Origin of the sequence: Mycobacterium sp. 1164985.4 (assembly GCF_001668575.1) — a bacterium.
GTDB lineage: Bacteria > Actinomycetota > Actinomycetes > Mycobacteriales > Mycobacteriaceae > Mycobacterium.
Map to the genome: position 1 here is coordinate 17,760 of NZ_LZMD01000068.1, position 21,899 is coordinate 39,658.

The window sequence follows — 21,899 nt, forward strand, 5'->3', positions numbered from 1 at the left end:
TGGCAGATGGTGATTCTGGGGCTGGAGCGACTAGGCTTACAGGCATGCCTAGTAAGACCGCCGCGCGCTCTGGAACCCGTTCGACCAGGTCAAAACAGGGTGCGCGCTCCGGTGGCCGGGCGGCGCCGCGACGTAAACCGGCGCCGCGGCGGACCTCGTCACCCATTTCGTCGGCCGGCGCCTCGGTCGGTCGCGGAATGCGGGTGGGCTGGCTGATGCTGGCCAAGGGCGCCGGTACCACCGCACGCTCTGTCGGTCGGGCCCGCGATCTGGAACCGGGTCATCGGCGGGACGGCATCGCCCTGGCGCTGCTGGGCCTGGCGGTGATCGTCGCGGCGAGTTCATGGTTCGGCGCCGCCGGCCCGGTGGGTGACTGGCTCGACACATTGCTGCGGATGCTGATCGGCGCCGCCGTCGTGCTCGTCCCGATCGCGTTGGCCGCCGTCGGCATCACGCTCATGCGTACCGAACCCGATCCGGACGCCAGGCCGCGCCTGATCCTCGGCACGGCGACGATCGCGCTGCCCGCGCTCGGGCTGTGGCACCTGTGGGCCGGTTCGCCGCAGGATCCCACCGCGCGCCAGCACGCCGCCGGCTTCTTCGGCTTCGCGATCGGCGGCCCGCTGTCCGACGGACTCACCGCGTGGATTGCCGCGCCGCTGTTGTTCATCGGTGTGTTGTTCGGAGTCTTGCTGGTGACCGGCACCACGATTCGCGAAGTGCCGTCGACGGTGCGGGCCATGTTCTCCGCGCGCGGTTACGACGAATACGACTACGACGATTACGACGACGAGGACACCGCCGTCATCTCCGAATCCGACGACTTCTCCGACGGCTACTACGACGACCCGAAGGCCTACGGCGACGACGCCGAACAGGCATGGCCGTCGGGCACACCCATGGAGAACTACCCGCTCTCCGACGAAGCGCCCACGATTCCCGAACCGACCGCGAAGACCCGCAAGAAGAAACCGAGACAGTCGACGATGACGCTGGACCGTGTCGTCGACGGACCGTATTCGTTGCCGCCGCTCGATCTGCTGATCGCGGGCGACCCTCCCAAGCGCCGCAGCGCGGGCAACGACCGGATGATCGAGGCCATCACCGAGGTGCTCGACCAGTTCAAGGTCAACGCATCGGTGACCGGTTGCACCCGCGGACCGACCGTCACCCGCTACGAGGTCGAACTCGGACCGGGCGTCAAGGTCGAGAAGATCACTGCGCTGCAACGCAATATCGCCTATGCGGTGGCGACGGAAAGCGTCCGCATGTTGGCGCCCATCCCCGGCAAGTCCGCCGTCGGCATCGAGGTGCCCAACGTGGACCGCGAGATGGTGCGTCTGGCCGACGTGCTGACCGACCCGGCCACCCGCGGCGACCACCATCCGCTGGTCATCGGTCTCGGCAAAGACATTGAGGGCGAATACATCTCGGCGAACCTCGCCAAGATGCCGCACCTGCTCGTCGCCGGCTCGACCGGTTCGGGCAAGTCGAGCTTCGTGAACTCGATGCTGGTGTCGCTGCTGGTGCGCGCCACCCCGGAGGAGGTCAGGATGATCCTGATCGACCCGAAGATGGTGGAACTGACGCCGTATGAGGGCATTCCGCACCTGATCACGCCGATCATCACCCAGCCGAAGAAGGCGGCCGCCGCCCTGGCGTGGCTGGTGGAGGAGATGGAACAGCGCTACCAGGACATGCAGGCGTCGCGGGTGCGCCACATCGACGACTTCAACAAGAAGGTGCGCTCGGGCGAGATCACCGCGCCGCTGGGCAGCCAGCGCGAGTACAAGCCCTACCCGTACATCGTCGCGATCGTCGACGAGTTGGCCGACCTGATGATGACCGCCCCGCGCGACGTCGAGGACGCGATCGTGCGCATCACCCAGAAGGCGCGCGCGGCAGGCATTCACCTGGTGCTGGCCACGCAGCGGCCTTCGGTCGACGTGGTCACCGGCCTGATCAAGACCAATGTGCCGTCGCGGTTGGCGTTCGCCACGTCGTCGTTGACCGACAGCCGCGTGATCCTCGACCAGCAGGGCGCCGAGAAGTTGATCGGCATGGGTGACGGGCTGTTCCTGCCGATGGGTGCGAACAAGCCGATCCGCCTGCAAGGCGCGTTCATCACCGACGACGAGATCCACGCCGTGGTGGAGGCGACGAAGGCGCAGGCCGAACCGGAGTACACCGAGGGCGTCACCAACGCCAAGACCAACAGCGAGCGCAGCGATGTCGACCCGGACATCGGTGACGACATGGACGTCTTCCTGCAGGCGGTCGAGCTGGTGGTGTCGAGCCAGTTCGGGTCGACGTCGATGTTGCAGCGCAAACTGCGCGTCGGCTTCGCCAAGGCGGGCCGGTTGATGGATCTGATGGAGACCCGCAACATCGTCGGCCCCAGCGAAGGTTCCAAGGCGCGCGAGGTTCTGGTCAAGCCCGACGAATTGGCGGCGACGTTGGCGTCGATCCGCGGATCGGACTCCGGCAGCGACGACGACGAGTGACTTCGGTGCACTACTGGTCGCTCAGCGATCACTAGTGCACCGAAATCGCTAGAGGGTCAACAGCATTCGGGTGTTGCCGAGGATGTTCGGCTTGACGTAGGACAGGTCGAGGAACTCGGCGACGCCGGTGTCGTACGAGCGGCACATCTCCTCGTACACCTCGGCGGTGACGGGTGTTCCGTCGATCTCCCGAAACCCGTGTCTGCTGAAGAACTCGACTTCGAAGGTGAGCACGAAGATCCGCTCGAGGCGCAGTTCGCGCGCGACGTCGAGGAGTTTGTCGACGATCGCGTGCCCGACGCCCTGACCCCTGACCTTCGGATGCACCGCGACGGTGCGCACCTCACCGAGGTCCGACCACAACACGTGCAGCGCGCCGCAGCCGATCAGTTCGCTGTCGCACTCGGCGACCCAGAATTCCTGCACCGACTCGTAGAGCGTCACCAGATTCTTCTCCAGCAGGATCTTGCCGGAGTAGATGTCGACCAAGGATTTGATGGCGGGGACATCCGAGGTTCGCGCACGGCGCACGACGACCTCGCCGGATTCTGCGCTCACACGTGGAGAGTATCGGTTCGAGCAACCGATATTCTGTTGCGGTGTCGGGCCAACCCCATATCGATCCGCTGGTCCCGCGCGCCCGTGTAGCGAACATCGCGAATGTGCTCACCGGCGTGCGGATGGCGTTGGTTCCGGTTTTCCTCGCTTTTCTCTTCGTCGGCGACGGCCATGAAACGTTCTGGCGGATAGCCGCATTCGTGGTGTTCACCGTCGCGGTGATCACCGACCGGTTCGACGGGGCGTTGGCCCGCAACTACGGCATGGTGACCGAGTTCGGCACACTGGCCGACCCCATCGCCGACAAGGCGCTCATCGGTGCGGCACTGATCGGGCTCTCGATGCTGGGCGACCTGCCGTGGTGGATCACGGTGGTGATCCTCATCCGCGAGATCGGCATCACCGCGCTGCGGTTCGCCGTATTGCGCCACGGCGTGATCCCGGCAAGCCGCGGCGGCAAGCTCAAGACGCTCGTGCAGGGGGTGGCGATCGGCCTGTTCGTGCTCCCGTTGTCCGGTGCGTGGCTGGCGGTTGCCTGGGTCATCATGTGGGCCGCGGTGATCCTGACCGTGCTCACCGGCATCGATTACGTCGTGTCCGCGATCAGGGACTCCCGTGGACGACCCGCTCGTCAGTGACGACGCCCGCGCGCTGGTCGCCGACCTCACGGTGCGCGGGCAGACGGTCGCGACGGCCGAGTCGCTGACCGCGGGCCTGCTGGCGGCGACGCTGGCGGGCGTGCCCGGTGCCAGTGTCGTGCTGCGCGGTGGCCTGGTCACCTACGTCGAGGACACCAAGGTCTCGCTGGCGGGTGTGGCCCGCGAGGTGCTCGACGAGGTGGGCCCGGTCGCGGCGCCGACCGCGCGGGCCCTGGCCGTCGGCGCCCAGCAGCGCTGCGGGGCGACCTGGGGTGTGGGCCTGACCGGCGTCGCCGGACCCGAAGCACACGGCGGGCACCCCGTCGGGACCGTCTTCCTCGGTATCGCCGGACCGGTCCAGACCGACGTTGTCGAACTGCTACTGCACGGATCGCGATGGGACATCCGGCTCGCGGCCGTCGGCGAAGCCGTCGCGCGCCTGCGCTCCGCCGTCGCCGGACAGTGATCTGCACCATCCGGGAACCAACCGGCCCGCTCTCAGCGTTGCCCTAATGGATCCCAGAAATTTACTCCGAAGGGAGAGCACGATGACGGCATTGCTGCGCGAGGTGATCGGCGACGTGCTGCGTCGTGCCCGCGTCGACCAGGGACGCACCTTGCGCGAGGTGTCCGACACCGCGCGAGTCAGCCTGGGCTACCTCTCCGAGGTCGAACGCGGCCGCAAGGAAGCCTCGAGCGAATTGCTCAACGCGATCTGCGGGGCGCTCGATGTCCCGCTCTCGCAGGTGCTCTTCGACGCCGGTCAGGAAATGGAGCGCGAGGAGCGTGCCGCCTTCGCCGGCGCCGCCAACATCGACGCCACCACCAAGGTGGTCATCCCGCAGGTCGTGTCGATGGCGGTCGCCTGACGCGCCCGTGCGCTGCCGCGCGACCGGAGTGACTGTGGTGATACGCGCTGACCCGATAGATTGGGCAGCACGGTAAGCCGGGCCGGCGAGTCCGAGACAACGACACGAAGGCGGAGTGAACTGACATGGCCAATCCGTTCGTCAAGGCGTGGAAGTACCTCATGGCGCTGTTCAGCTCCAAGGTGGACGAATACGCCGACCCGAAGGTGCAGATCCAGCAGGCCATCGAGGAAGCCCAGCGCCAGCATCAGGCGCTGACCCAGCAGGCCGCCCAGGTGATCGGCAACCAGCGTCAGCTGGAGATGCGGCTCAACCGACAGCTGGCCGACATCGAGAAGCTCCAGGTCAACGTCCGCCAGGCGCTCACCCTCGCCGACCAGGCGACGGCCGCCGGCGACGCCGCCAAGGCCACCGAGTACAACAACGCGGCCGAGGCGTTCGCCGCCCAGCTGGTGACCGCCGAGCAGAGCGTCGAGGACCTCAAGGGGCTGCACGACCAGGCGCTGCAGGCGGCCGGTCAGGCCAAGAAGGCCGTCGAACAGAACGCGATGATGCTGCAGCAGAAGATCGCCGAGCGCACCAAGCTGCTCTCGCAGCTCGAACAGGCCAAGATGCAGGAGCAGGTCAGCTCGTCGCTGCGCTCGATGAGCGAGTTGGCGGCCCCGGGCACCACGCCCAGCCTGGACGAGGTGCGTCAGAAGATCGAGCGCCGCTATGCCAACGCAATGGGCGAGGCCGAGCTGGCGCAGAACTCGGTGCAGGGCCGGATGATGGAGGTCCAGCAGGCGAGCGTGCAGATGGCCGGGCATTCGCGGCTGGAGCAGATCCGCGCCTCGATGCGCGGTGAGCAGCTGCCCGCCGGCGGTAACGCCGCCGCGCAGCCCGCGACCCCGGCGGCCAACCCGCAGCAGGCGACGCCGGAAAACCCGCTCTCCCAATAGCCGAAGAGGAACCCGTGAGTGCGCAGACGAGTCGGCCCGAGCCGTGGCGCTCGTTGATGCAGCGAGGCCTTCAGAACGGGATCGACACGGCCGCCGAGTGGTCCGATGTACTGGCCGACAAGCTGAACGCCGCCGCCGACCCGCGCGCGAAGCTTCTGCGTAAGCGGCGGTGGGCGCTGCGGCTCACGGTGTTCCTCACGATGTCGTCCGTGTTCTGGATCGGCGTCACCGGGCTGGTGGCGGCGTGGGACGTTCCGGCATGGGCGCTGCTCATCCCGTCGCCGATCGCCGTCGGCGCGGCCTTCCTGGCCACGCTGTCGTTCCTGCGATACCGCTGGCTGCGCCGTGAGCCGCTGCCCCCGCCGCGGTCGCGCGCCGCCCGCAGGCTCCCACCGCGGGGGTCGGCCGCACGTCAGTCGATGGCGGCGCTGGCATCCTCCGAGCGTGGGTTGTTCTCGCTGCTCGGGGTGATGGAGCGCGGTCGGATGCTGCCCGCCGACGAACTCCGCGAGCTGACCGCCGCTGCGAACCAGACGGCGGCGACCATGGCCGCGACCGCGAACGAAGTGGTGTCGATGGAGCGGGCGATCCGCGCGACGCCGCAGTCGCGCGCCCACCTCACCCCCACCATCCGGGCGTTCACCGCACAGCTCGACCACGGTGCGCGTCAGTATGGCGAAATGGTCAACGCCGCAGCGCAATTGGTGTCGGCCGCGAACGCCGGTCCGACATCCACGTCACCGATGTGGCAGCAGCGTTACCGCGACGAGCTGTCGAACGCCACCGACCGCCTCGTCGGCTGGGCCCAGGCGTTCAACGAACTGGGCCACGTCCGCGGGGCATAACCCCTACATGGTCGGCCGCAGCGACGGAACCACCGTCGCGGCCAGCCCGCGCACCGTCGCCTTGACGAAGTCAAGGGTGTCGAAGTAGTCGCGCCACAACGTGATTCGGCCGGCGTGTACCTCGAACGTCCCGCACACCCAGAACTGCAGGCGCACCGGCCCGAAGATCAACGCATCGGTGCGTTCGGTGAGCACGGAGTTGCCGTCGGCGGCGACGCGGTGGATTTTCACCTCGAAGCGCGCCCTACCCTGACCACGCCGGAAGATGCCCATGATGCGCCTGCGGCCGCGGATCGTGGGGTAGCCGACGTTCTGCCATTCCACGTTGTCGGCGAGTAATCCGTCGGCGGTGTCGAAGTCCTCGTCCTGCAGCGCGTACAGGAACGTCTCCACCGCCCGGATGTTGTCGACATCGGTTTTCAGTTCGGAAGCCTGGTCGGTCATGCGGCCAGCCTAGTGCCGCGCTGCTGTGGCAGGGTAGGCCCAATGCGCGTCGCGGTCGTCGCCGGACCCGATCCGGGGCATGCCTTTCCAGCGATCGCGCTGTGCCTTCGTTTCCTGGTCAACGGTGATTCGCCCACGCTGCTGACCGGAACGGAGTGGCTCGACACCGCCCGCGACGCCGGTGTTCCCGCGGCCGAACTGCTCGGCCTCGACCCGGAGGACACCGACGACGACGCCGATGCCGGGGCGAAGGTCCACCAGCGTGGCGCCCGGATGGCCGTGCTCAACGCGCCACAGATGCGCCGGCTCGCGCCGGACCTGGTGGTCTCCGACGCCATCACCACCGCCGGCGGCTTCTGCGCCGAACTGCTCGGGCTGCCGTGGGTCGAACTCAACCCGCACCCGCTGTACCGGCCGTCGAAGGGGCTCCCGCCGATCGGCAGCGGTCTGGCGCGAGGAGTCGGTGTCCGCGGCCGACTGCGGGACGCGATCCTGCGCGCCCTCTCCGCCCGGTCGTGGCGGCAGGGCATCCGGCAACGCGAGGCCGCGCGGGTGCAGATCGGGCTGCCCGCATCAGATCCCGGCCCACGCCGGCGGTTGATCGCCACGCTGCCGGCGCTGGAGGTGCCGCGGCCGGACTGGCCCGCCGAGGCCGTGGTGGTCGGCCCACTGCACTTCGAGCCGACGACGGCGACGCTGGACATACCCGCAGGCGGCGGTCCGGTCGTGGTGGTGGCGCCGTCCACCGCGACGACGGGGGAGGGCGGCCTGGCGGAGATCGTCCTGGCGACCCTGATACCGGGAAAGGTGCTGCCGCCGGAGTCGCGGGTCGTCGTCTCGCGCCTCGGCGGCACGCAGGTCGCGGTGCCGCCCTGGGCGGTGGTCGGGCTGGGCCGGCAGGACGAGCTGCTGTCGCACGCCGACCTGGTGATCTGCGGCGGCGGCCACGGCATGGTGACCAAGACGCTGCTGGCGGGCGTTCCGATGGTCGTGGTCCCCGGCGGCGGCGACCAGTGGGAGATCGCGAATCGCGTTGTGCGCCAGGGCAGTGCACAGCTGGTGCGTCCGCTCACCGCGGAGGCGCTGGCCCGCGCGGTGCGTGAGGTGTTGGACTCGCCGCGGTACCGGGATGCGGCGCGACGGGCCGGGAGGACGGTCGCCGACGTCGAGGATCCGGTACGGGTGTGCCATGAAGCACTACGAGCCTCGGCGTAGTTTGGGCCCGTGCGGTTGACGGAATTCCATCAGCTTGTGGAGGAAAAGTTCGGCTCGGTGCGCGGTGCGTCGCTGCTCGTCGACCACGTGCTGAGCGGCTTCGACGGGCGCACGGCCGCGCAAGCCATCGAGGACGGCGTGGAACCGCGGGACGTCTGGCGCGCGCTGTGCTCGGACTTCGACGTCCCGCGTGATCAGTGGTGAGTCGCTAGCGGTTGTCCTCGGCGCGACCGGTGCCCGCGTCATGCGACGGGCGCGCACCGCCGTCGTCGCCCGAGCCTTCCGGTTTGGCCGAGGCCTGCCGACCCTCGTAAGGGGGGACCTCGGGTTTGACGTCCTTGGGCGGTTCGTTGGTGAATCCCGTCTGAAAGTCCGGCTTTCCGCCGTCGTCATGGGCGGGAACCGATTCGTCGCCGCGATAGGTGTCCGACGGACGGTCCGTCCGGCCGCCCGAGGGTCGATCGGATCCGGTTCCGCGCTGCCCTCGTTCCTCCGGCTCTGTCATGACAATCACTCCTCACTTGTCGCCGCGGATCGGCAGCGACGCATCGACGGCCTCAAGCGCGCTGACCCAGGACCAAGGCCGTTTCCCGGTGGAGCCGACCGAAGTTGTAATACGCCGCGCAGGCGCCCTCGGGGGACACCATGCACGTCCCGATCGGTGTCTCCGGTGTGCACGCGGTCCCGAAAACCTTGCACTCCCACGGTTTGATGACACCCTTGAGCACCTCGCCGCACTGGCACGCCTTCGGATCGGCCACCCGCACACCCGGCATGGCGAAGGTGCGCTCGGCGTCGAAGTCGGCGTAGTCGGGGTGCAGCCGCAGCGCGCTCTGCGAGATGAACCCCAGGCCCCGCCACTCGAAATGCGGTCGCAGCTGGAACGTCTGGGCCATCAGCTTGAGCGCCTGGGTGTTTCCTTCTGGGCGCACCACCCTCGTGTACTGGTTCTCGACCTCGCAGCGGCCGTCTCGGATCTGCTGCAGCAGCATGTGCACCGACGCGAGGATGTCAAGCGGCTCGAAACCCGCCACCACCATGGGTTTTCCGTACACATCGGGGACGAACCGGTACGGGCGCAACCCCACCACCGTCGAGACGTGTCCGGGCCCGAGGAATCCGGACAGGCGCAGGTCGGGCGACTCCAGGATCGCCTTGATCGGCGGAACGATCGTGACGTGATTACAGAACACGCTGAAGTTACCCACGCTCAACGCTTTCGCGCGTACAAGCGTCACGGCGGTGGATGGCGCGGTGGTCTCGAAGCCCACGGCGAAGAACACGACCCGCTTGTCCGGGTTGTCGAGCGCGATCTTGAGCGCATCCAGCGGCGAGTACACGAACCGCACATCGGCACCGCGGGCCTTCGCTTCGATGAGGTTGCCCCGCGATCCCGGCACCCGCATCATGTCGCCGAACGTCGTGAAGATGACGCCGGGCTGTTCGGCCAGCCACATCGCATCGTCGACGCGTCCCATCGGGATGACGCACACCGGGCATCCGGGCCCGTGCACCAGCTCGACAGTCTCGGGCAGCAGATGCTCGATACCGTGGCGGTAGATGGTGTGGGTGTGGCCGCCGCACACCTCCATGAACTTGAACTCGTCGTCGCCGGCGAGCTCGGTGATCGATCTGACCAGCGCGCGTGCGGCGGTCGGGTCGCGGAATTCGTCGACGAATCTCATGGCTTGCCCCTCAAGCGATTTCGGACGAGTTGAACGCTTCGATCTCGGCGGCGTAGTCGGCGCCCATCTTCTGCACCTGGTCCAGGGTGAGCGTGGCCTCGTGTTCGTCGATTTTGGCCATCGCGAATCCGACGTGGACCAGGACCCAGTCGCCGACCTGCAGGTTGTCGTCGGCCAGCAGGCGCACGCTGATGGTTCGGCGGACGCCGTTGACGTCGACCTTGGCCAGCGACTGTTCGGCGTCGACGATGTCGACCACCTGACCGGGGATGCCGAGGCACATGTCGGTCTCCTCTCAACAGATCCGCGGCAGGGGGTCGCCGACGAGCATGTCGACGATCCGGCTGCCGCCGAACGACGTTCGTAGCGCGACGATTCCGTGGGGTTCCGGGACGATCTCGCCGACCACCGTGGCGTGCTCCCCCTGCGGGTGGCCGCGCAACGCGGACACCGCCGCATCGGCCTCGTCGGCGGGCACGACGGCGACGAACTTGCCTTCGTTCGCCACGTAGAGCGGGTCGATGCCAAGCATGTCGCACGCCCCGAGCACCTGCGGCAGGACGGGCAGCCTCTCCTCGTCCAAGATCATCGCGAACAGCGCGTCCTTGACCAGCTCGTTGGCCACCGTGCCCACCCCGCCGCGGGTCGCGTCGCGCATCCACCTCGTCGACGGCGCCGCGGTCAGCAGCAGCTCGACCAGTTCGTGCACCGGCGCGGTGTCCGAGGCGATGTCGGCGTCGATGGCCAGATCGCCGCGCGCCAGCATCACGGCCATTCCGTGCTCGCCGATCGTGCCGGACAGCACGACCTTGTCGCCGGGCTTCACGCTGTCTCGAGACAGCCGCCGGCCTTCGGGAATCAATCCCATGCCCGCGGTGCAAATGTAGACGCCGTCGGCTGCGCCTCTGCCGACGACCTTCGTATCGCCGGTGACGATCTGCACGCCGGCGTTCAACGCCGCTTCGCCCATGTCCGCGACGATCTCGCGCAGTTCGGCGATCGGGAAGCCCTCCTCGATCACGAACGCCGCCGAAAGCCATTGTGGGCGGGCACCGGAGACGGCCAGGTCGTTGATCGTGCCGTGCACCGCGACGTGGCCGATGGAGCCGCCGGGGAAGCGCCGCGGCGACACCACGTAGGAGTCGGTGGAAAAGGCCAGCCGTTCGCCCGACGGCGTCAGCACCGCGGCCGCGTCACCGAGCTGTTCGAGTTCGTCGTTGCGGAAGGCCTCGAGGAACACCGCGTCGACAAGCGCGGCCGACGACTTGCCGCCCGCCCCGTGCGCGAGCGTCACGACGTCGTCGAGCAGTCGCGGTCGTCGCTGACGGAACTTGTCGATCCGTTCCAGCACCCGGTCTTCGCGTTCGGACGCGCTCGCAGCTTGTGTCATAGGGATTGTGCTCCGTTCAGTGCGCGGGCCGAATTGGCGTGCAGCTGCTCCTGGACCACCGACCAGAGCGTGTATCCGAGCATCGCGTGGCTCTCCTGGATGCGGTGGATGCTCTGCGAGTGGACGGTGAAACAGAAGTCGAGGTCCTCGGCGGCCGCCATCCGTCCGCCGTCGTGACCGGAGAAGCCCACGGTCAGCAGGCCGCGGCGCTTGGCCTCGGTGATCGCGGTCATCAGGTCGTCGGAGTTGCCGCTCGTGGACAGCGCGACCGCGACGTCGCGGTCGCGGGCGTGGGCGATGATCTGGCGTTTGAAGATCAGCTCGAATCCGACGTCGTTGCCGAGCGCGGTCACCACCGCGTTGTCGGCGGCCAAAGACCATGCGGCGACCGGTCTTCCGCGCGCCGGCCGGCTGAACAGCGATGCCAACGTCGCGGCGTCCGTGGAACTTCCGCCGTTGCCGAACGTGTACAACCGTCCACCGCGGCGGAACCGCTCCGCCATCTGCGCTCCCGCCGCGGTCAATTCGTCGCCGTACTCGTCGAGTGATTCCCGTTGCAGCCGAGCGCTTTCGACCGCCTTGCCGCGGGCCGATGCCGCGAGATCGTCGAGCAGGCTCGCGGCGTTCGTCTCCTCGGACTCGATGAAGGGGTACAGGAAGCCGGTGGCATCGGAGTCGGTCATGGGCGCACCTCCTCAAGCTCGACCCGAGAGATGGCCGCTCCGGCGTGCAACAAAACGAGGTCGTTGACCGCGACATCACCGATCAGCGTGACGTCGACCCACTCCTCACCGTCGGCGGTGCGTACCAGCGCCGAGCTCGTCGCATCGAGCGGTGGCGCCAGCACCTCACCGAGTCGCCCCTCGTCGCTGCACGTCACGCAGACGTCGGCGGGCTCGGCGGGTTTGAGTAATCCCGGATGCTCGAAGCAGACGTGTGTGAGCTCCCACAGAAGGTGATACAGCAGCACGAACGCTCCGGTGGCCGGCACCATCGGATCCTCGGTGTCGATCCAGAGGATGTGGTTCGCCGCTCCGGCCGATGGACGCGGGCCGGATCCGATCCACAGGGTCAGGACGCCCCACGCGTCGGCGCGCCGCATCGCGTCGACGACTGACGGTTCGTTCGCCGATGCCACCGCGATCAGCAGGTCGCCGGGCCGGCTGGCCACCCGCGCCTGCGCGACGGGGTCCGGTTCCACGAGCGCGACCGACGGAAGCGCCCGCTTACCCATGATCACCGGGTGGACGAACTCGACGGCGATGTGATGAGCGTGTGGTTCCCACTGCGGCGAGATCACCCACAGGGTCGCGCCGCCGTTGAACCGACGGGCCAGATTCAGCGCGGCGGCGGCGAGGTCGGCCGACAGCTCCTCGCCGACATACGGACGTTGCGCGGTCGTCATCGCGATACCCCTTGTCCGAGGACGTAGTTGACGAGGTCGAGTGTGCTCAGGGTGGCCGATTCGAGGGCGGCGGCCTCCTCGTCGGTCAGCGTTCCACAGATCCAATCCCAGTGGGCCGAGACGACCGCTCCGGGTGGCGGAGCGGGCGCCAGGGACAGCTCGCCCCGCTTCCACGCGATCCGCTCGGCGCGCGGTTCGCCCAGCGTCAGCCGACCGTGCTCGTACTGCAGTGGCCGCGACGCGATCTCCGCCTGGTCTCCGGCGACAGACGCAACGGTGCCCCAGCGGATGCGGCAGGCCTGCATGACGCCCACCGCGGTGTCGGCGTCGCGCCCCAGGAACTTGCCCCAGGGGTAGACGACGAAGACGTGAAAGCTGTGGTGCGCCAAGACGTCGGAGGTGGTGGGCACCGACTCGAGCATTCCGGTGACCTGACCGGAAAACGACGCGCGCAACCGGACAAGCAGATGATCGGGGTCCACCTTGGACAGCGCCGGACCACCGATCCAGTAACTGCGGACGACTTCGTCATCGAGTGCGTCGGATGCCCTGAGTGCATCGGCGATGGCGCTCAGGTACGGCCAGGCCCCGTCGAATTCGCGTGCGTGCTCGGCCAGACCGGCGGATCCGCCGCCGTCGGCCGGACCGCAGTAGCCGAGCTCGTTCGGCGGGTAGGCGTAGCGGCTGAACACCGTGCGGCCGTCTGCGCCGTTCATGATGCGTTCCCCACCAGCAACTGGCCCAGGGCGATACCGCCGTCGTTGGGTGGCACCGTGCGATGGGTCATCGCGTCGATGCCCCTGTCGTGTAGCCCGGTCAGGGTCGACTCGAGTAGCAGCGCGTTCTGGAACACACCACCGGACAGGGCCACGGGCCGCGACGAGTCGGCGTGTGCGCATGCGAGTTCGACGACGAGTTCGGCGACCGCGCGGTGGAACCGAGCGCCGATGACCGACGAGGACACCCCCGCGCGGAGGTCGGCGACGATGTCGTGCAGTACAGGCGCGGGATCGAATACCACCGTCGGGCCGGATGCGTCGACGGCGAATGTGTAAGCGGTTGGGCCGGATCCGGTGCCGCGCGAAACGCCCTCCAGCTCGATGGCGGCCTGCGCCTCGTAATCGACGACGTGCCGCACCCCGGCCAGCGAGGACACGGCGTCGAACAATCGGCCCATGCTGGAGGTCGGCGCGCAGCCGAGGCCTGTCTCGAGTTGTCGTGCGAGCGCTTGACGCTCGTCGGGCGGACAGGCCGAGACCGGGGGCATATCGGGATCCCACGCGATCCCTGCCGACCACAGGTGTGCCAGGGCCATCCGGTACGGGCGCAGGACGCTGACGTCTCCACCGGGGAGGGGCACGTACTTCAGATGCGCGAGACGTTGGTAGCCCTTGTAATTGGCCAGCAGCACCTCGCCGCCCCACACCGCGCCGTCGGGTCCGTAACCCGTTCCGTCGAAGGCGAATCCGAGCACCTGCGTGGACCCGTCGAGACCGTGTTCGGCCATCACCGCGGCGATGTGGGCGTGATGGTGCTGGACCAGCCTGACCGACCGGTCCGCCGCGTTGCGCCTGGCCCACTCGGTCGAGCGGTACAGCGGATGCGCGTCGGCGAGCAGCACCTGCGGCGCAACGGACGTCAGCTCCCGCAGATGGCGTTGCGCGGAATCGAACGCCGACAACGTCGCCAGATCATCCATGTCGCCGGTGTGTTGGCTCAGCCACGCGTACCGGCCGTCCGCGACCGCCATGGTGTTCTTCAGGTCCGCACCGACCGCCAGCGAGGGCGGCACCGGCACCGGCAACGCCACGGGCAGCGGCGCATAGCCGCGCGAGCGCCGGATCGGCAACTCCGCCGGCTCGGCTCCGCCGTCGAGGGTGATCATCCGCATGACGGAGTCGTCGCAGGGCACCAGGATTTCGCGGTCGTGCATGAGCCAGCCATCGACGATGTGTGAAAGCCGTGCCAGCGCAGCGTCATCAGTGAAGCAGATCGGCTCGCCAGCGAGGTTGCCCGAGGTCATCACCAACGCGGACGGGCCGGGGGCGTCGCCGGGCAGCCCGAACAGCAAGGTGTGCAGCGGGGTGTAGGCCAGCAGGATGCCCAGGTCGGGGTTGCGCGGTGCGACGGCGTCGGCGACCGGGGCGCCGTCGCGCCGCGGCATCAACACGATGGGGCGTTGCGGTCCGGTGAGCAACCGGGCCGACGGCGCGTCGATCTCGACCAGGTTGCGCGCGCCCGCGAGGTTGGGTGTCATCACCGCGAACGGCTTGTCGCCGCGGTGCTTCCTGGCACGCAATTCGGCGACCGCACGTTCGTCGGCGGCATCACACGCCAGGTGGTAGCCGCCGATGCCCTTGACCGCGAGGATGCCTCCATCGTTGAGCAGTCGGCGTGCGCGCCGCAGCGCGGCTTCTCCTGTCGTGGTCGCGCCTGCATGGTCGCGGTAGGTCATGGTCGGACCGCACTCGGGGCAGCAGACGGGTTGGGCGTGGAACCGCCGGTCGGCGGGATCGTGGTATTCGCGTTCGCAGGCCTCACACATGTCGAAGCCCGCCATGGTCGTGCCGCGCCGGTCGTAGGGCAGCGAGGCGATGATGGTGAACCGCGGGCCGCAGTTGGTGCAATTGATGAACGCGTGTCGGAAGCGTCGGTTGCACGGGTCGCGTTGTTCGGCGGCGCAGTCGGCGCACATGGCGATGTCGGGTGAGGTCAGCGTGCGGCCACCGTCGGTCCGGGAGGTGTCGGCGATGACGAAACCCGTGCCGCCCGCGACCGGAAGCGCCTCGGTGTCAAGGCCTTCGATCACCGCCAGCGGCGGTGGGCGGTCGCGCAACCGGGTCAGGAACGTCTCGACGTCGGCGGCGTCGCCCTCGACGTCGATGAGCGCACCAGCGCTGTCGTTGCGGACGCTTCCGGTCAGCCCCAAGGCGGCTGCCGTCGTGTACACGAAGGGACGAAAGCCGACTCCCTGGACCACTCCACGGACCAGCACGCGCAGCCGGCGCCGCGTGGTCACGGCGAATCCTCCGAGTCCGCAACCGCTTCGCCGCTGCCCAGCAACTGCAGACCGGCGAGTGCCGCGTCGGCCCCAGCCCGGTCGGTCTTCTCCACGACGAAGCCCATGTGGATGATGACCCAGTCACCCGGTGCGAACGTCTCCTCGGGCAGCATGCCGACGTTGACCTTGCGGTGCGCACCCGCGACGTCGACGAGGGCCAACTGGTCGCCGTAGCCCTCCAGCATCGTCACGACCCGCCCCGGAATTCCCAGGCACATCGGTCAGCCCCCCTCCACCCGGACGCGGGTTGACAGTCCGGCGACCACCTCGCCGATGACCCGCACCGCTTGCGGGACGGCCGACGCGACGGCATCCGACAGCCCGATACCCTCCTCGACGCGGTCAACCTCGCAACCGATCACCACGGTGAAGGGAGGGGTGCCGCCGAGCGCGTTGAGGCTGGCGAACACCGCCGCGGCATCCATCGCGTGCGCGTCCAGACCCATTGCGGCCCCGGCGTTGTCGAGGTCGGCCTCGAACACGTGAAGCGTGCCGGGCGCTCCGCGGTTCGGGATGGCGTCGACGAGGACCAGGGCGTCGCAACCGTCGAGTAGGTCGTAGGCCAGGTGCATGCCGCCGATCCCGTAATCGGTGACCGCAACGTGTGATCCGGCGAGGTCGGGCGGCACGCGACGCATCACCTCGGGGCCGAAGCCGTCGTCTCCGAGGAAGATGTTGCCGAGACCGGCTACCAGGATTCGGGAGATCAGGACACCTCGTGCGCCGTCACATCCGGCGCATTCTCATGTAGCGTCGCGCATCCGGCACGGAGCGGATGCCCACTGCCGCCGCCGCCACGGCCACCACCGCCACGATTCCTACCGCGATCCAGCCGATCACTTCCATTGCGGACTCCCTTCAACCAGAGGTTCGACCTCGTCGGGTGCGAAGTACAGGTAGCGGCCGTACCAGTCGTGCAGTTCGGCACCGGGATCGTCTTCGATGACGACGCCGATATGGTGCGCTCCGTCGACGTCCTCATGTACCGAGGTGACGCGCGCGATCTTGTCGGCATAGAAGACGTCCTGCGCGTCGGCCCGGCGGGAGGGGTGCAACCGCACACGGCTGCCGCGCGCGACGCGAGTGTCGTTGACCAGCACGGCATCCGACTCCGGTCGCACCGCGGTGTCGGCCGTGGGATCCCACCACTCGACACCGGCCGGGATCTCCGGGATCAGGTCCGGTCCGCCGCACGGCGCGTGCGGATTGCGCAGCACGCCGTGCAGATCGAGCATCGCCTCGGACGACATCGAGTCGCAGCGCTCGATGATCGCTGCGGCGCGTTGATCGGTGGCTCTGGCCTGAGCCTTCTCCTCGTCGGTCATGGTCATGACCCGCAGCGTCAGAATCTCGTCGATCTCGGTCGAGTCGTAGAGCGCACCCTTGCTCTGCTCGGCGATCTCGGGGTGGTCGTAGAGGATGATCGGCGACGCGAGCACGAGGTCCCGATGCGGCGCCGGGCCGGCCAGCACCGGAAAGCAGCGGTGTTGGCGGCACCGCGCCACAGCGCCGGCGGCCCACTCCGGCGGTTCGAGCAGGGAGACGAACTCACCGTCGGCCACCTCCAGCAACAGGTGGGTCCCGATCAGCGACACGGCGATCGCCTCATCCTTACCGGCGGCCGGTGCAGCGGTGTTGCACACGTCGAACGTGAGCCGCAGCAAGCCGCCGTCCTGCTCGGCGGACATGTCGAGCCGACCGCTCAGTTCTCGGCGGGTCCGCACCAGCCTGCCACCCGCGACGGGTTCGATCTCTTCCGCCGATGGAACCGAGATGTCCAGTGTGGCAGGCAGGCTCACGACCGGGAACGGGTCGATCGGGATCTCGCACTCGACCGCCTCGTCCCAGCTGACCCACGCATCGGCACCCGAACGCAGATCGCTGACCGGTTCGAACCGGCCGCCGCCGGCGTCGCGTTCGACACTGCGGCGCTGCAGTTGCAGGAAGCGAATCACACCGGTCACCATCGGGATGCCGTGCGGGTCGAGCAGCACCTGGGTGGACAGCGAGGCGTCCTCGCCGATGGCGGCCTCCGCGGCGCCGTGCGGTCCGAGGACGCCGAACTGCCAACGGGACTGGTTCTTGCTCGAGCTGGCGCGGTAGGGGTACAGCAGGTATCCCTCGTAGAGCACCGCATCCGCGACGGCTCGTGCGTGATCCCAGTCTGCGGTCATCGAATCTCCCCTGCGGTGTGAGCAGCCAATAGCGAGACGATCGCGTCGTCGTAGTTCAGAAGGCCGCGGGCGGATTTGAACTCAGACAGCATGTCGATGGTGTCGTGTCCCAGGCGCAGCCAGCCGGTGTTGGGGTAGTGCAGGCGCATCAGGTCGTGCCACGTCGACACCGGTAGGTCGTAGCGGTCCTCGCGATCCCATGGCACCTGCTGCACGAGCAGATTTCTTTCACCGCGGGTGAAAACCGTTCCACTGAACAGGAACTGCAGAGGAATGTCACCGTCAGCCAGCGCATGGAAGTATTTGGCCGCGGTCACCTCGAGGTCGTAGGTGCACTCGAGCGGCAGGTCGACCTGCGTCGTTCCGGTGAAGCCCGGAACCATAGTGCTGGCATGCTGCCAGAGGAAGCTGTGTTGTGTGGTGTCCCATCGCTCGCGAGGCCCGAACAGGTCGAGCAGCCCGAGCGCCTCGTCATCGGAGTACCGGCGACGCACGGGTTCGATGCGGACCTGGCACCGCAACGCGATCGCGTGCACGGGGTCGTCACCGTCGGCGGCGATGCGGATCCGGGCCGTGAGAACCGGTGCCACCGCGTACGGTTCGGCCCGGATGTCCAGCACGGCGAAGGTCAGCTCTGGCATGGCGCCACCACCTTCGCCCGGTCACGCACGTGCTCGAAGAATTCGTCGAGGTAGCCGCGCACCTGCTGACCGCCGTCGAAGCCGTGCCACAGCCGCCGGAGTCTGCCGACGAACTCGTAGCAGGCGTCGATGGGCAGCAGGAAACATTCCGGGTCCCGACTGTCGTCGTCGGGCACCCGCACGAGCAGGGCCTCGGTGTCGTCGGCGAGCAGGTCCACCCGCGGATCCGCTGAACTGACCCCCTCCCACGCGGAGAGGTCCAGTTCAGACTCGGTCGCGCCCGCAGGTCCGGGGTAGAAGCCCACCACGCGATCCAGCGTCGAGTTGCGGAAGAAGAACGCCAGCCCGACCGGGATCTGCAGAAGCTGCCAATGCCGGCGCCCCAGGGCGAATTCGGGGAAGGACAACCAGCGGTCGGGGACCGCGCGATAGCGGAGTTCGGCCCTGGTGTCGGTGAACAGCAGATAACAGCCGCGGCACACGCACATCAGCGCCCGCGCCTCGACGTTGACGACGTGTTGGTGTTCGTCGGCGATCGGCTCGGCGCACATCTCACAGCGTTCACCCGCGGGCGCGGGGACGCCGCGGTTGGCCCGGATCATCGCGAGCACGTCGTACGCGCTGGTCATGCCACACCCGCTTCGGTGGGTTGCGTGGCCATCGCGATCGACAGCACGCCGTCGCGCGCCAGCAGCGGGATCGGCTCCAGGTGGGCGAGCGGGTCGGCGCCCTCGTCGACGCACGCCCCGGCGTGCACGACGTCGAAGTGGGCGTGGCAGCGCGGGCAGCGCAGCACCGCCTCGCCGGTGGGAGACCCCATGCGACGGTGCAGCGCCGCACCGGCCAGCGACTCGCGACAGACACCGCACCGGTCGCGATAAGCGAACACCTCGTCGCCGATGCGGCACGCCAGCACGGTGGTTCCCGCCACGGAGAAGCCGCCGACCTCACCGGGCATCAGATCGGCGAATTCGGGTACGGGGTGCCACGAGGCATGGCTGGGCGCGCGCTGCTGGACGCGGCTGAAGAGCGTCGCCGGCGGAATCACCGCCGGGCTCGACTGCGGCGCGACCACCTCGATCGCGGTGGCTTCCGGAGCCGCCGCCCGGATGGCGTCCTCGACGGTCAACTCCAGGGTGGCCGCCGACGAGGGGCAGCTCTTACAGCTGCCGGAGAACTGCAGGCGAACGGTGAATCCGTCTGGGCCGTAGAGTGTTTCGAGGAGTGCGATGTCCCCGCCGTGCGAACCGAGATACGGGCGGACCCGGTCCAGAGCATCCTCGATGCGCCGGTGGATGTCGTGCGGGTGCAACCCGTGGACGAGCAGCAGGCTGGCGACGAGGTCGTCGCCGGCCAGTCGTTCGGCCAGCGTGGCGTCGGTGCTCACCGCGATCCGCAGGATCCGTTCGAGTGCGGCGCCGTAGAGATCGGTCACCTCGCCGACGAGTTGGACCGCCCGTTCGTGCGCGGCGGGGCCGCCCGCGGCGGACGCGTCAAGCAGGGCCTGTATTCGGTCGCCCGCCGTACGCCACTGCGCGTCGTCTCGGATCGGCGGGGCCATTCCCTATTCCCCGGTGACGGACTGGGTGGGGGAGTGAAGCAGGTCGAGTGACTTCCCCTTACCCAGGTACATGTGCACGCCGCACGGCAGACACGGGTCGAAACTGCGAACCGTGCGCATGATGTCGATGCCCTTGAAATGCTCCCTGTCGTTCTCCTCGAAGATGGGCTGGCCCTGGACCGCGTCCTCGTAGGGCCCCGGTGTGCCGTAGCTGTCACGGGGGTTGGCGTTCCACGGCGTCGGCGGATACGGGTGATAGTTCGCGATCTTGCCGTCGCGAATCACCATGTGGTGGCTGAGGACTCCGCGGACCGCCTCGGTGAACCCACAGCCGATGCCTTCGTCGGGCACCTCGAACTTCTCCCAGGTCTTGGTCCGGCCGGCTCGAATCTCGGTCAACGCCTTCTCGGCAAAGTGCAGGGCGCAGGCGGCCGCGTAGGCCTGGAAATACGTCCTGGCGCGGTTGCGTTCGAGCGTGTTGCTGCCGTGTTGCGGGATCTTCCACTCGAGTTCGACCGGACCCTTCAGGGCCGTCTTGGGTAGGTTGATCTGAACGCTCTGGCCGGTCGCCTTGACATAGCCGATGTCGACGAGCCCGGCGAGCGCGGTGGACCACAGCCGCGCCAACGGGCCACCGCCGGTGTCGAGCGCCAGGTGATCCGTGCCGTCGAACCAGCGCGGCGCCATCACCCAGCTGTAGTTGCCGTCGAAGTCGCGTTTCTGCGGCCGGGGGTTGGTGTGTTGGTTCCAGGGATGGCGCCGGTCGATCGGATTGCCGAGCGGATCGGTCTTGACGAACACCTCCTGGTCGGTCCAGTCGTCGTAGTACGAGTGGCCCAACAGGATTCGGATGCCGAGGTTGATGTCCACCAGGGAGTGGGTGTGCAGCTTGCCGTCGATCACCACCCCTGGCGTGACGAACATGGCATCGCCCCAGCGCTCCATGTCCTTATAGGAGAAGTTGCACACCTCGGGATCCTGGAACGAACCCCAACAGCCCAGCAGCGTGCGGCGCAACCCGACCTGGTCGTAACCGGGCAGCGCGTCGTAGAAGAAGTCGAAGAGGTCGTCGTGCATCGGCACGACCTTCTTCATGAACTCGACGTAACGCATCAGCCGCGTCATGTAGTCGGTCATCAGCTGGACCGTCGCGGTGGTGCCGATGCCGCCCGGATAGAGCGTCGACGGGTGGACGTGGCGACCTTCCATGAGGCAGAACATCTCTCGGGTCCACCGGCTGACCTGCAGAGCTTCGCGGTAGAACTCGCCGGTGAACGGATTGAGCGCGCGCATGATCTCGGCGATCGTGCGGTAGCCGTGCATGTCCGCATGGGACGCCTGGGTGTTCTCGGCCTTGGCCAGCACGCTGGGATTGGTTTCGGAGACCATCTTCTCGCAGTAGTCGACGCCGACCAGGTTCTCCTGGAAGATGTTGTGGTCGAACATGTACTCGGCGGCTTCACCGAGGTTGATCAGCCACTCACCGAGATGCGGCGGCTTGACGCCGTAGGCCATGTTCTGGCAGTAGCACGAGCACGTCGCGTGGTTGTCACCGCAGATGCCGCAGATGCGGCTGGTGATGAAGTGGGCGTCGCGAGGGTCCTTGCCCTTCATGAAAATCGAATAACCGCGGAAGATCGACGAGGTGCTGTGGCACTCGACCACCTCGCGGTTGTCGAAGTCGATCTTGGTGTATATACCGAGGCTGCCGACGATCCGGGTGATGGGATCCCACGCCATCTCCACCAGTTGGCCGGGGTCGCGCTTCACGTGTGACGGCTCGGGGATGATGGTTGTCATCGAACTCTTCTCTTTCTTCAGATGAGAAGCGTCACAGGGTGTTTCGGAACCCGAAAGCACACCTGCGCGCCCGGGGCGAGCCGCACCTACCAGGTGCGGATCGCTCCGGTCGTGAGTTGCGCACCGGGATGGCGCCACTTCGGTTCTTTGTCGACCGTGCGGCCAGTG

26 protein-coding genes are annotated in these 21,899 nt (G+C 67.9%); 8 read left to right on the forward strand and 18 right to left on the reverse strand.

The genetic code is table 11. The annotated features are described in order from the left end of the window. Window positions 1–44 precede the first annotated feature (44 nt). Window positions 45–2,504 carry an FtsK/SpoIIIE family DNA translocase gene (locus A5650_RS13905; RefSeq protein ID WP_067292107.1) on the forward strand — a complete coding sequence of 820 codons (2,460 nt, stop codon included), beginning with the start codon at window positions 45–47 and terminating at the stop codon, window positions 2,502–2,504. A gap of 48 nt (window positions 2,505–2,552) precedes the next feature. Here A5650_RS13905 and A5650_RS13910 read toward each other — a convergent pair whose 3' ends face one another. Further along, window positions 2,553–3,062 (reverse strand): amino-acid N-acetyltransferase, encoded by a 510-nt coding sequence (locus A5650_RS13910; RefSeq protein ID WP_197501872.1) that lies wholly within the window; start codon window positions 3,060–3,062, stop codon window positions 2,553–2,555. A gap of 41 nt (window positions 3,063–3,103) precedes the next feature. On the opposite strand from A5650_RS13910, the gene pgsA reads away from it, so the two are divergent. The 5 genes from pgsA to pspM all read left to right on the forward strand — a co-directional run bounded on the left by pgsA (window position 3,104) and on the right by pspM (window position 6,355). Further along, on the forward strand, window positions 3,104–3,700 hold the full coding sequence (gene pgsA / locus A5650_RS13915) for a CDP-diacylglycerol--glycerol-3-phosphate 3-phosphatidyltransferase (RefSeq protein ID WP_067292194.1): 597 nt from the start codon (window positions 3,104–3,106) through the stop codon (window positions 3,698–3,700). Continuing rightward, on the forward strand, window positions 3,678–4,166 hold the full coding sequence (locus A5650_RS13920; protein ID WP_067292109.1) for a CinA family protein: 489 nt from the start codon (window positions 3,678–3,680) through the stop codon (window positions 4,164–4,166). Before pgsA ends, A5650_RS13920 begins: the two co-directional genes overlap by 23 nt. An 82-nt stretch (window positions 4,167–4,248) precedes the next feature. Next, entirely contained in the window at window positions 4,249–4,569 is a 321-nt protein-coding gene (gene clgR, locus A5650_RS13925; RefSeq protein ID WP_067292111.1) for a transcriptional regulator ClgR, read from the forward strand. Between the two features lie 125 nt (window positions 4,570–4,694). Next, complete coding sequence (gene pspA, locus A5650_RS13930) at window positions 4,695–5,510, forward strand: phage shock protein PspA (RefSeq protein WP_067292116.1); 816 nt, start codon at window positions 4,695–4,697, stop codon at window positions 5,508–5,510. 14 nt (window positions 5,511–5,524) lie between these two features. Then, window positions 5,525–6,355, forward strand: a complete 831-nt coding sequence (gene pspM, locus A5650_RS13935; RefSeq protein ID WP_197501873.1) for a phage shock envelope stress response protein PspM — start codon at window positions 5,525–5,527, stop codon at window positions 6,353–6,355. A gap of 3 nt (window positions 6,356–6,358) precedes the next feature. Here pspM and A5650_RS13940 read toward each other — a convergent pair whose 3' ends face one another. After that, complete coding sequence (locus tag A5650_RS13940; protein ID WP_067292120.1) at window positions 6,359–6,799, reverse strand: limonene-1,2-epoxide hydrolase family protein; 441 nt, start codon at window positions 6,797–6,799, stop codon at window positions 6,359–6,361. Between the two features lie 42 nt (window positions 6,800–6,841). Between A5650_RS13940 and A5650_RS13945 the strand changes: the two genes are divergently transcribed. Beyond that, on the forward strand, window positions 6,842–8,014 hold the full coding sequence (locus A5650_RS13945; protein WP_067292122.1) for a glycosyltransferase: 1,173 nt from the start codon (window positions 6,842–6,844) through the stop codon (window positions 8,012–8,014). Between the two features lie 9 nt (window positions 8,015–8,023). Beyond that, window positions 8,024–8,218 (forward strand): DUF3046 domain-containing protein, encoded by a 195-nt coding sequence (locus A5650_RS13950; protein ID WP_067292129.1) that lies wholly within the window; start codon window positions 8,024–8,026, stop codon window positions 8,216–8,218. Between the two features lie 4 nt (window positions 8,219–8,222). Here the strand turns inward: A5650_RS13950 and A5650_RS13955 are convergent, their stop codons facing one another. The 16 genes from A5650_RS13955 to A5650_RS14025 are packed head-to-tail and all read right to left on the reverse strand — an operon-like array spanning window position 8,223 to window position 21,731. Continuing rightward, on the reverse strand, window positions 8,223–8,519 hold the full coding sequence (locus tag A5650_RS13955) for a hypothetical protein (RefSeq protein WP_067292201.1): 297 nt from the start codon (window positions 8,517–8,519) through the stop codon (window positions 8,223–8,225). Window positions 8,520–8,571: 52 nt separating this feature from the next. Then, window positions 8,572–9,699 (reverse strand): hydrogenase formation protein HypD, encoded by a 1,128-nt coding sequence (gene hypD, locus A5650_RS13960; protein WP_067292132.1) that lies wholly within the window; start codon window positions 9,697–9,699, stop codon window positions 8,572–8,574. 10 nt (window positions 9,700–9,709) lie between these two features. Further along, on the reverse strand, window positions 9,710–9,982 hold the full coding sequence (locus tag A5650_RS13965) for a HypC/HybG/HupF family hydrogenase formation chaperone (protein WP_067292135.1): 273 nt from the start codon (window positions 9,980–9,982) through the stop codon (window positions 9,710–9,712). Between the two features lie 12 nt (window positions 9,983–9,994). Then, window positions 9,995–11,089 carry a hydrogenase expression/formation protein HypE gene (hypE, locus tag A5650_RS13970; protein WP_067292136.1) on the reverse strand — a complete coding sequence of 365 codons (1,095 nt, stop codon included), beginning with the start codon at window positions 11,087–11,089 and terminating at the stop codon, window positions 9,995–9,997. Continuing rightward, window positions 11,086–11,772, reverse strand: coding sequence for a D-sedoheptulose-7-phosphate isomerase (locus tag A5650_RS13975; protein WP_067292139.1), 687 nt, complete (start codon window positions 11,770–11,772; stop codon window positions 11,086–11,088). The genes hypE and A5650_RS13975 overlap by 4 nt, the downstream gene beginning before the upstream one ends. Next, on the reverse strand, window positions 11,769–12,494 hold the full coding sequence (locus A5650_RS13980) for a HypC/HybG/HupF family hydrogenase formation chaperone (protein WP_067292143.1): 726 nt from the start codon (window positions 12,492–12,494) through the stop codon (window positions 11,769–11,771). The genes A5650_RS13975 and A5650_RS13980 overlap by 4 nt, the downstream gene beginning before the upstream one ends. Further along, the gene (locus A5650_RS13985; protein ID WP_067292146.1) at window positions 12,491–13,210 is read right to left on the reverse strand and encodes a DUF6390 family protein; all 720 of its coding nucleotides are present in this window, start codon (window positions 13,208–13,210) and stop codon (window positions 12,491–12,493) included. The genes A5650_RS13980 and A5650_RS13985 overlap by 4 nt, the downstream gene beginning before the upstream one ends. Beyond that, window positions 13,207–15,513, reverse strand: a complete 2,307-nt coding sequence (gene hypF / locus A5650_RS13990) for a carbamoyltransferase HypF (protein WP_067292149.1) — start codon at window positions 15,511–15,513, stop codon at window positions 13,207–13,209. The genes A5650_RS13985 and hypF overlap by 4 nt, the downstream gene beginning before the upstream one ends. After that, window positions 15,510–15,773 carry a HypC/HybG/HupF family hydrogenase formation chaperone gene (locus A5650_RS13995; protein WP_067292152.1) on the reverse strand — a complete coding sequence of 88 codons (264 nt, stop codon included), beginning with the start codon at window positions 15,771–15,773 and terminating at the stop codon, window positions 15,510–15,512. The genes hypF and A5650_RS13995 overlap by 4 nt, the downstream gene beginning before the upstream one ends. Before the next feature lie 3 nt (window positions 15,774–15,776). Further along, window positions 15,777–16,265, reverse strand: a complete 489-nt coding sequence (locus A5650_RS14000; RefSeq protein WP_082950757.1) for a hydrogenase maturation protease — start codon at window positions 16,263–16,265, stop codon at window positions 15,777–15,779. A gap of 16 nt (window positions 16,266–16,281) precedes the next feature. Further along, a complete protein-coding gene (locus A5650_RS27680) occupies window positions 16,282–16,401 on the reverse strand; it encodes a DUF6893 family small protein (protein ID WP_502686770.1) in 120 nt (39 codons plus the stop codon). Beyond that, window positions 16,392–17,729, reverse strand: a complete 1,338-nt coding sequence (locus A5650_RS14005; RefSeq protein ID WP_067292159.1) for a hypothetical protein — start codon at window positions 17,727–17,729, stop codon at window positions 16,392–16,394. The genes A5650_RS27680 and A5650_RS14005 overlap by 10 nt, the downstream gene beginning before the upstream one ends. Next, window positions 17,726–18,370, reverse strand: coding sequence for a DUF6084 family protein (locus A5650_RS14010; RefSeq protein ID WP_067292162.1), 645 nt, complete (start codon window positions 18,368–18,370; stop codon window positions 17,726–17,728). The genes A5650_RS14005 and A5650_RS14010 overlap by 4 nt, the downstream gene beginning before the upstream one ends. Further along, window positions 18,358–18,999 carry a DUF5947 family protein gene (locus A5650_RS14015; protein WP_067292165.1) on the reverse strand — a complete coding sequence of 214 codons (642 nt, stop codon included), beginning with the start codon at window positions 18,997–18,999 and terminating at the stop codon, window positions 18,358–18,360. The genes A5650_RS14010 and A5650_RS14015 overlap by 13 nt, the downstream gene beginning before the upstream one ends. After that, window positions 18,996–19,931 carry a NifU-related iron-sulfur-binding protein gene (locus A5650_RS14020; RefSeq protein ID WP_067292168.1) on the reverse strand — a complete coding sequence of 312 codons (936 nt, stop codon included), beginning with the start codon at window positions 19,929–19,931 and terminating at the stop codon, window positions 18,996–18,998. The genes A5650_RS14015 and A5650_RS14020 overlap by 4 nt, the downstream gene beginning before the upstream one ends. 3 nt (window positions 19,932–19,934) lie before the next feature. After that, complete coding sequence (locus tag A5650_RS14025) at window positions 19,935–21,731, reverse strand: nickel-dependent hydrogenase large subunit (protein WP_067292171.1); 1,797 nt, start codon at window positions 21,729–21,731, stop codon at window positions 19,935–19,937. Between the last annotated feature and the right edge of the window lie 168 nt (window positions 21,732–21,899).

Bases quoted from the DNA above. Each gene is read 5' to 3' on its own strand.
- A5650_RS14010 (WP_067292162.1), bottom strand. From the start codon at position 18,370: ATGCCAGAGCTGACCTTCGCCGTGCTGGACATCCGGGCCGAACCGTAC.
- pspA (WP_067292116.1), top strand. From the start codon at position 4,695: ATGGCCAATCCGTTCGTCAAGGCGTGGAAGTACCTCATGGCGCTGTTC.
- A5650_RS13985 (WP_067292146.1), bottom strand. From the start codon at position 13,210: ATGAACGGCGCAGACGGCCGCACGGTGTTCAGCCGCTACGCCTACCCG.
- A5650_RS13955 (WP_067292201.1), bottom strand. From the start codon at position 8,519: ATGACAGAGCCGGAGGAACGAGGGCAGCGCGGAACCGGATCCGATCGA.
- A5650_RS13975 (WP_067292139.1), bottom strand. From the start codon at position 11,772: ATGACCGACTCCGATGCCACCGGCTTCCTGTACCCCTTCATCGAGTCC.
- hypD (WP_067292132.1), bottom strand. From the start codon at position 9,699: ATGAGATTCGTCGACGAATTCCGCGACCCGACCGCCGCACGCGCGCTG.
- A5650_RS27680 (WP_502686770.1), bottom strand. From the start codon at position 16,401: ATGGAAGTGATCGGCTGGATCGCGGTAGGAATCGTGGCGGTGGTGGCC.
- A5650_RS14015 (WP_067292165.1), bottom strand. From the start codon at position 18,999: ATGACCAGCGCGTACGACGTGCTCGCGATGATCCGGGCCAACCGCGGC.
- A5650_RS14025 (WP_067292171.1), bottom strand. From the start codon at position 21,731: ATGACAACCATCATCCCCGAGCCGTCACACGTGAAGCGCGACCCCGGC.
- A5650_RS14005 (WP_067292159.1), bottom strand. From the start codon at position 17,729: ATGACCGCAGACTGGGATCACGCACGAGCCGTCGCGGATGCGGTGCTC.
- A5650_RS14020 (WP_067292168.1), bottom strand. From the start codon at position 19,931: ATGGCCCCGCCGATCCGAGACGACGCGCAGTGGCGTACGGCGGGCGAC.
- A5650_RS13995 (WP_067292152.1), bottom strand. From the start codon at position 15,773: ATGTGCCTGGGAATTCCGGGGCGGGTCGTGACGATGCTGGAGGGCTAC.
- A5650_RS13965 (WP_067292135.1), bottom strand. From the start codon at position 9,982: ATGTGCCTCGGCATCCCCGGTCAGGTGGTCGACATCGTCGACGCCGAA.
- clgR (WP_067292111.1), top strand. From the start codon at position 4,249: ATGACGGCATTGCTGCGCGAGGTGATCGGCGACGTGCTGCGTCGTGCC.
- A5650_RS13905 (WP_067292107.1), top strand. From the start codon at position 45: ATGCCTAGTAAGACCGCCGCGCGCTCTGGAACCCGTTCGACCAGGTCA.
- hypE (WP_067292136.1), bottom strand. From the start codon at position 11,089: ATGACACAAGCTGCGAGCGCGTCCGAACGCGAAGACCGGGTGCTGGAA.
- A5650_RS13940 (WP_067292120.1), bottom strand. From the start codon at position 6,799: ATGACCGACCAGGCTTCCGAACTGAAAACCGATGTCGACAACATCCGG.
- A5650_RS13980 (WP_067292143.1), bottom strand. From the start codon at position 12,494: ATGACGACCGCGCAACGTCCGTATGTCGGCGAGGAGCTGTCGGCCGAC.
- A5650_RS13945 (WP_067292122.1), top strand. From the start codon at position 6,842: ATGCGCGTCGCGGTCGTCGCCGGACCCGATCCGGGGCATGCCTTTCCA.